This window comes from Arthrobacter sp. NPDC057013 (assembly GCF_042674585.1).
In the GTDB taxonomy this organism is placed as follows: Bacteria; Actinomycetota; Actinomycetes; order Actinomycetales; family Micrococcaceae; genus Arthrobacter.
The window spans coordinates 1-6,631 of the sequence record NZ_JBHUSE010000039.1 but is presented as its reverse complement, the minus strand read 5'-3'; the positions used below and the strand labels follow the sequence as shown (position 1 = coordinate 6,631).

Genomic DNA, 6,631 nt, shown 5'->3' with positions numbered 1-6,631 from the left:
GGGAGGAGGTGACGTTGACGGCCGGGAAAGCGTAGCCGCCCTTCTTGGCACGGTCGATCATGTCGGCATAAATATCGGGGGTTGCAATGGGCATGTTACTCGACAACCTCGCCGGTGGACTCAAAGGTGGCGATCTTGCCGATGCGGCGTTCGTGGCGTTCAGCGTTGGTGAATGGCTCGGCCAGGAATGCCTTGATCAGTTCCGTGGCCTCCTCAACGGTGTGCTGGCGTCCGCCGACTGCGACAACATTGGCGTTGTTGTGCTGGCGGGCAAGTTTGGCCGTGTCCAGGTTCCAAGCCAGGGCTGCCCGCACGCCCTTGACCTTGTTCGCAGAGATCTGCTCCCCGTTGCCTGAGCCGCCGAGCACGATCCCCAGGGCGTCCACGCCCGCGGCCTGGTCAGCGACGACGGCGGCCGCGGCGTTGATGCAGAACGCGGGGTAGTCATCTTCGGCGTCGTAGGCGGCAGGCCCGTGGTCCACCATCTCGTAGCCGCTGGCTGACAGCGCCGTGATGAGGTGGGAGCTCAACTCCATGCCGGCGTGGTCGGTTGCGATATGAACGCGCATGAGTGGTCCTTTAGGCTTGCTGGAAAACGACGTGGCTGGGGCTCGATGCCGGGCCAAAGGCGAGTTGGCCCTTTGCCCGCAGCGATTCGATGGCATCCTCGGGTGACGGCTTGCCGTACACGGCCGATCCGGCAACGAAGACGTTGGCGCCGGCCTCGGCGGCGCGGACGATGGTTTCTTCGGTGATGCCGCCGTCCACCTGGATGGCCACGTTTACCCCGGCCCCCTCAACCGCGGCACGGGCGCGTCGGATCTTGGGCAGCACGATGTCCAGGAATGCCTGGCCGCCAAAGCCCGGCTCAACCGTCATGAGCAACAGCATGTCCAGTTCGGTGAGCATGTCCAGGTATGCTTCCACCGGCGTGGCCGGGCGCAGTGCCATGCCTGCCTTGGAACCGCGTGCGCGAAGTTCGCGGGCGAGTTTGATGGGCGCGTCAGACGCCTCGACGTGGAAGGTCACCGAGCTCAGGCCGGCGTCGGCGAACTGGGGCGCCCAGCGGTCGGCGTTGGAAATCATGAGGTGGGCGTCAATCGGCACAGGGCTGACTTTTTGGATCCGCTCCACCACGGGCAGGCCGATGGTCAGGTTCGGCACGAAGTGGTTGTCCATGACATCCACGTGCACGGCGTCGGCGTTGCTGATGCGCGCCAGCTCGGCCTCGAGGTTGACGAAGTCGGCCGAGAGGATGCTGGGGTTGATGCAGCAATTCAGGGGTGAAACGGACATGATGTCTGCCTTTCAGTGATCTGGGTAAGCGCTGCGTGGGGACCCCCGAAGGGGTCCCCACGCAGTCAGGACGGATGACGGAGAGCCGGGGCCGGGATGCCGCCGGCTAGGACGCCTTCCGTGCAGTAGTGAGGGCGCTGTTGACGTCGGCCAGGAGTTCGTTCCAGCTGGCCACAAACTTGTCCAGGCCTTCGGATTCCAGCAGGGCGACGACGTTGTTGTAGGAGACGCCGAGGTGTTCGAGGGCGGTGAGGACCCTGTTGGCTTCCCCGTAGGTGCCGGTGATGGTGTCACCGGTGACCACGCCGTGGTCGAAGGTGGCGTCCAGGGTCTTCTCCGGCATGGTGTTGACGACGCCGGGGGCGACGAGTTCGGTGACATACAGGGTGTCCGGGTACGCCGGGTCCTTCACCCCGGTGGAGGCCCACAGGGGGCGCTGCGGACGCGCACCGGCTTCGGCCAGGACCGTCCAGCGTTCGGTGGAGAAGAGCTCCTCGTAGACCTGGTAGGCGAGGCGGGCGTTGGCAACGCCGGCCTTGCCCTTGAGGGCCTTGGCTGCGTCGGTGCCGATCGCGTCCAGGCGCTTGTCGATCTCGCTGTCCACGCGGGACACGAAGAACGATGCCACGGAGTGGATCTTGGACAGGTCATGGCCGTTGTCCTTGGCCAGCTTGAGGCCGGCCTGGAAGGCGTTGATGACTGCCCGGTAGCGCTCGAGCGAGAAGATCAGGGTCACGTTGACGCTGATGCCTTCGGCCAGGACCGCGGTGATGGCTGCGAGGCCTTCGATCGTGGCGGGGATCTTGATCAGGACGTTGTCCTTGTCGACCTTCTTGAACAGGTTCTTCGCTTCGGCGATCGTGCCCTCGGTGTCCCAGGCCAGGCGGGGATCAACTTCGATGGAGACACGGCCGTCGACGCCGCTGGTGGCGGCAGCGATCGGGGCGAAGAGGTCGCAGGCGTCGGCGACGTCCGTCGTCGTGATCTCGAAAATCGTATCCTCCACCCCCGCGCCCTGCGCCGCAAGTTCGGCGATCTTGGCGTCGTAGTCCGTGCCGGAGGTGATCGCGGCCTGGAAGATGGACGGGTTGGTGGTCACACCGACGACGTTCTTCTGCTCGATGAGCTTCTGCAGGCTGCCGCTGTCGAGCCGCTCCCGGGAGAGGTCGTCCAGCCAGATCGACAGACCTGCTTCAGAAAGCTGTGCGGTGGGTGTTGCGTTGGTCATGGCTTGTTTTCCTTCAAAAGTTAGTTGGCTGCGGCGGAGAGGGAGTCCTTGGCGGCCGCCGCGACTGCTTCTGCGGTGATGCCGAACTCCTGGAACAGGCGCTTGTAGTCTGCCGAGGCGCCGTAGTGCTCGAGGCTGATGGAGCGGCCGGCGTCGCCGACGAATTCCTTCCAGCCCAGGGCAAGACCGGCTTCGACGGAAACGCGGGCCTTGACTGCTGCGGGCAGGACTGCCTCGCGGTAGGCGGCGTCCTGCTTGTTGAACCACTCAACGCACGGCATGGACACCACGCGGGTGGCGATGCCTTCAGCCTGGAGTGTTTCGCGGGCCTGGACGGCGAGCTGGACCTCGGAGCCGGTGGCGATCAGGATGACCTGCGCGTCCACGGTCTTGCCGTCCTTGGACGCCTCGGCCAGAACGTAGCCGCCCTTGGCAACACCCGCCGGGGAAGCAAAGGTGTCACCCTCGGCAGCACCCTCGCCGCGGGCGAAGGTCGGGACGTTCTGCCGGGTCAGCACGATGCCGGCCGGGTTCTCGTGGTTCTCCAGGATGGTCTTCCAAGCGACGCCAACCTCGTTGGCGTCGGCCGGACGGACGACGTCGAGGCCGACGATCGCACGCAGGGTGGCGAGCTGTTCCACCGGCTGGTGGGTGGGGCCGTCTTCGCCCAGGCCGATGGAGTCGTGCGACCACACGTAGATGGAGGGGACGCCCATCAGGGCGCCGAGGCGGATGGCCGGCTTCTGGTAGTCGCTGAAGATCAGGAACGTGCCGGAGAACGCGCGGGTTTTGCCGTGCAGGCTGATGCCGTTCACGATCGAGGCTGCGGCGTGCTCACGGATACCGAAGTGCAGGACGCGGCCGTACGGGTTGCCCTTCCACGCTTCAGTTGAGCGGGAGGCCGGGATGAACGACGGCGAGCCTTCGATCGTGGTGTTGTTGGACTCGGCGAGGTCGGCCGAGCCGCCCCAGAGTTCCGGCATGACCGGGCCGATGGCGTTCAGGACCTTGCCTGAGGCGGCGCGGGTGGAGACGTCCTTGCCGGCTTCGAAGACCGGCAATGCAGCCTCGAGCCCGGCGGGAAGCTGGCGGGCCTCGACGCGCTCCAGCAGGGCAGCGCCCTCGGGGTTGGCTGCCTGCCATGCGGAGAAGGACTCTTCCCATTCCTTGCGGGCAGCCGCGCCGCGGTCCACCACGCGCCGGGCGTGGGCCAGCACGTCCGCGTCCACTTCGAAGGACTTGGCGGGGTCGAAGCCCAGCACTTCCTTCAGGGCCGCGACCTCGTCGGCGCCGAGGGCGGAGCCGTGGATCTTGCCGGTGTTCTGTTTCTTGGGGGCCGGGTAGCCGATGATGGTGCGCAGCGAGATGATGGACGGCTTGGAGGTCTCGGCCTTCGCAGCCAGGAGCGCGGAGTAGAGCTCCTGGACGTCTTCGACGTACTCGCCCGATTCGGTCCAGTCAACGCGCTGGGTGTGCCAGCCGTAGGCTTCGTAGCGCTTCAGGACATCCTCGGTGAAGGCGATGTCGGTGTCGTCTTCAATGGAGATGTGGTTCTCATCGTAGATGACCACGAGGTTGCCCAGCTCCTGGTGCCCGGCCAGGGAGGAAGCCTCGGAGGTCACACCTTCCTGGATGTCGCCGTCGGACGCGATGACCCAGATGGTGTGGTCGAACGGGCTCTCGCCGGCGGGAGCGTCGGCGTCGAACAGGCCGCGCTGGCGGCGCTGGGAGTATGCGAAGCCGACCGAGGAGGCGAGGCCCTGGCCCAGCGGGCCGGTGGTGATCTCAACGCCCGGGGTGTGCTTGTACTCCGGGTGGCCCGGGGTCAGTGCGTCCCACGTGCGCAGGGCTTCCAGGTCCTTCAGTTCCAGGCCATAGCCGGAGAAGAACAGCTGGCTGTACAGCGTCAGCGAGGAGTGCCCCGGTGACAGGATGAAGCGGTCACGGCCGATCCAGTCGGGATCACGCGGGTCGTGGCGCATCAGCTTTTGGAACAGAAGGTACGCGGCGGGCGCCAGGCTCATCGCGGTGCCGGGGTGGCCGTTGCCGACCTTCTCGACGGCGTCGGCGGCCAAAACCCGGAGGGTGTCCACCGCACGCTGGTCCTCGGACGTCCAGTCAAGTGTGATGGCGTTGCCTGCGACACGCGTCGCGGTTGCTGTCGGATTCACAATTAATCCCCTTTGATTCGTCGTCGGCCTGCCGCGGCCGTACGGATGCTTTCCGGTTGACACCTATACTTCCGAAACTAATGGGTAGGAGTAACACTGTTTTCTGACGGTTTTTACTACACTTTCGGACTGGGTAGCCGCTAAACTGTCCGAATGAGCGCAGCCACCGACCAGCCAACGAAGGCGTCCAATAAGCCCCATACAGACCTGCCGTGGCCGCTGCTGCATTCCGTGGCAGCAGTCGCCGATGCCCCGCTGCTTCAGATAGCGGAGCGGCTGCGTGATGCCACGCTTCCCTACCTGGGAAGCAGCGCACTGGTCATCTTCACCGAGGACTGCACGGGGCGGCCGCAGAAGAAGGCGGGTGCGGAGGAAATCATTTCCCGGGTTTCCATCGCCGAGCTTGACACGCTCCGTGCCACCCTTTCGGATGAGACTCCCTGGTTCGGCGACGCCGAGCTGGCCGGCAAGTCCCGGCCCGCACTCGCCCTGAAACACGCCTCCAGCCAGGCCCTCCTCGTCCTCACGGATCCTCAGCCATCCGATGCCGGGGACAACGCCGGGCTGGACCTGGTGAAATTTCTGTGGGGCCTTGCTGCCCGGCGGATCCAGGAGAAGGTGGCGGATGCGCCGCCGTCGTACCTGCTGGAGTCCCGGGCGGCTTCAGCCGAACGAATCCGCGTGACGGCGGAACTGACCGACCTGCACTCCACCACCCTGGAAACCCTCCTGGCGGCGCTTCGCTCCTCCTCGATGGACAACGCAACAGCCCGCACCACCGTCACCGACCTCACGGCCAAGGCATTGGTGCGGCTCCGCACCCTCAGCGACCGCACGACCGACCTGGTGGAAGAGCCGGTCGCCAAGGCCTTTGAACGCCTGCGCGAGGACCTGCGGCCGCTCACCGGCTACAGCGGCATCGAGGCCGAGTTCATCGAGCCGCCGCTGAATGGACGGGCCTTGCCCGGCGAAGTTGCCCACGCAGCAAGGGCAGTCGTCCGCGGACTTGTGCTGGCCATGATGGAGCAGCCCGATGTCAGCAGAATCCGGACGCAGTGGGACTGTGACGGCGAAAACCTGCTGATCAACGTGCGCGATGACGGCCGCGGTGCACTTGCGGCCGACTCGCCGAGTATCAGCCGGCTGGACCGCCGGGTCCAGGCGCTCACCGGACAGCTGCGGATGGACGTCATGCCGGGCTGGGGTGCGGACGTCTTCGTCTCCCTACCCCTCGACCTACCCACGCGCCCGGCCGGTGATGTCGCCGGATGGAACCTTGCCGCCCGCGAACTCGAGGTGCTCCAGCACCTCGCCGCCGGAAACCGCAACCGCACCATCGCCTCGGCGATGGGCATCAGCGAGAATACGGTCAAGTTCCATGTGCGGAACCTTTTCAAGAAGCTCGACGTCGGTTCACGCACCGAGGCAATCGCCCTGGCCCACAACCACGGACTCCGGTGACGGGCTAAAACCCGGCAGCACGCGAAACGGCGGCACCCGACAGGGTGCCGCCGTTGTCGTTGTGGCGTTGTCCCGGTTTCTGGCTGGGTTCGGTTATGCGGCGAGAGCGTGCCGCCCGCCAAAGGTGGTAGTTGGTGCCGACCAGCAAGACGGCGGTGAGGGTCCAGGTCATTACGGGGATATCAAACACTGCGGATCCCGCCCTACTGGGTTGGGTTGGGAAGGTGCGGGAAAGAAATTTTTGGGTAGGGAACGGGGTAGGTCCCCGACGCCGCCCGCGGGCAGCATCGGGGACCGGTTGTTGGTGCTGGTCTCTCTGTGCTTCTACTTCACAAACGCGTGCCTGTTTAGTGTCCGTTTCCGGTGGAGCAGTGTCCGCCGGTGGTGGTGGTGCGGGTTTCGGTGGGGAGGTTGAGGGTGGGGTTTTGGTTGAAGAAGCCGTGGGGTTCGAGCATGAAGCCGATGTTTTGGCGGG

General features: G+C 65.6%; 5 protein-coding genes. 1 reads left to right on the top strand and 4 read right to left on the bottom strand.

The window, feature by feature from the left end; all coding sequences use genetic code 11:
- Nucleotides 1-95: 95 nt before the first annotated feature.
- From ACFTSA_RS24200 to tkt, 4 genes are all read right to left on the bottom strand, one after another.
- Nucleotides 96-569 carry a ribose-5-phosphate isomerase gene (locus ACFTSA_RS24200; RefSeq protein ID WP_377954647.1) on the bottom strand — a complete coding sequence of 158 codons (474 nt, stop codon included), beginning with the start codon at nt 567-569 and terminating at the stop codon, nt 96-98.
- Between the two features lie 10 nt (nt 570-579).
- Nucleotides 580-1,296, bottom strand: coding sequence for a ribulose-phosphate 3-epimerase (gene rpe / locus ACFTSA_RS24195; protein WP_377954645.1), 717 nt, complete (start codon nt 1,294-1,296; stop codon nt 580-582).
- Between the two features lie 106 nt (nt 1,297-1,402).
- Entirely contained in the window at nt 1,403-2,524 is a 1,122-nt protein-coding gene (gene tal, locus ACFTSA_RS24190) for a transaldolase (RefSeq protein ID WP_377954644.1), read from the bottom strand.
- Between the two features lie 20 nt (nt 2,525-2,544).
- Entirely contained in the window at nt 2,545-4,695 is a 2,151-nt protein-coding gene (gene tkt, locus ACFTSA_RS24185) for a transketolase (protein ID WP_377954642.1), read from the bottom strand.
- Nucleotides 4,696-4,848: 153 nt separating this feature from the next.
- On the opposite strand from tkt, the gene ACFTSA_RS24180 reads away from it, so the two are divergent.
- Complete coding sequence (locus ACFTSA_RS24180; RefSeq protein WP_377954640.1) at nt 4,849-6,156, top strand: LuxR C-terminal-related transcriptional regulator; 1,308 nt, start codon at nt 4,849-4,851, stop codon at nt 6,154-6,156.
- Nucleotides 6,157-6,631: the final 475 nt, after the last annotated feature.

What these genes read in the sequence shown, in the direction of transcription:
- rpe (WP_377954645.1), bottom strand. Translation starts at nt 1,296, where the DNA reads ATGTCCGTTTCACCCCTGAATTGCTGCATCAACCCCAGCATCCTCTCG.
- tal (WP_377954644.1), bottom strand. Translation starts at nt 2,524, where the DNA reads ATGACCAACGCAACACCCACCGCACAGCTTTCTGAAGCAGGTCTGTCG.
- ACFTSA_RS24200 (WP_377954647.1), bottom strand. Translation starts at nt 569, where the DNA reads ATGCGCGTTCATATCGCAACCGACCACGCCGGCATGGAGTTGAGCTCC.
- ACFTSA_RS24180 (WP_377954640.1), top strand. Translation starts at nt 4,849, where the DNA reads ATGAGCGCAGCCACCGACCAGCCAACGAAGGCGTCCAATAAGCCCCAT.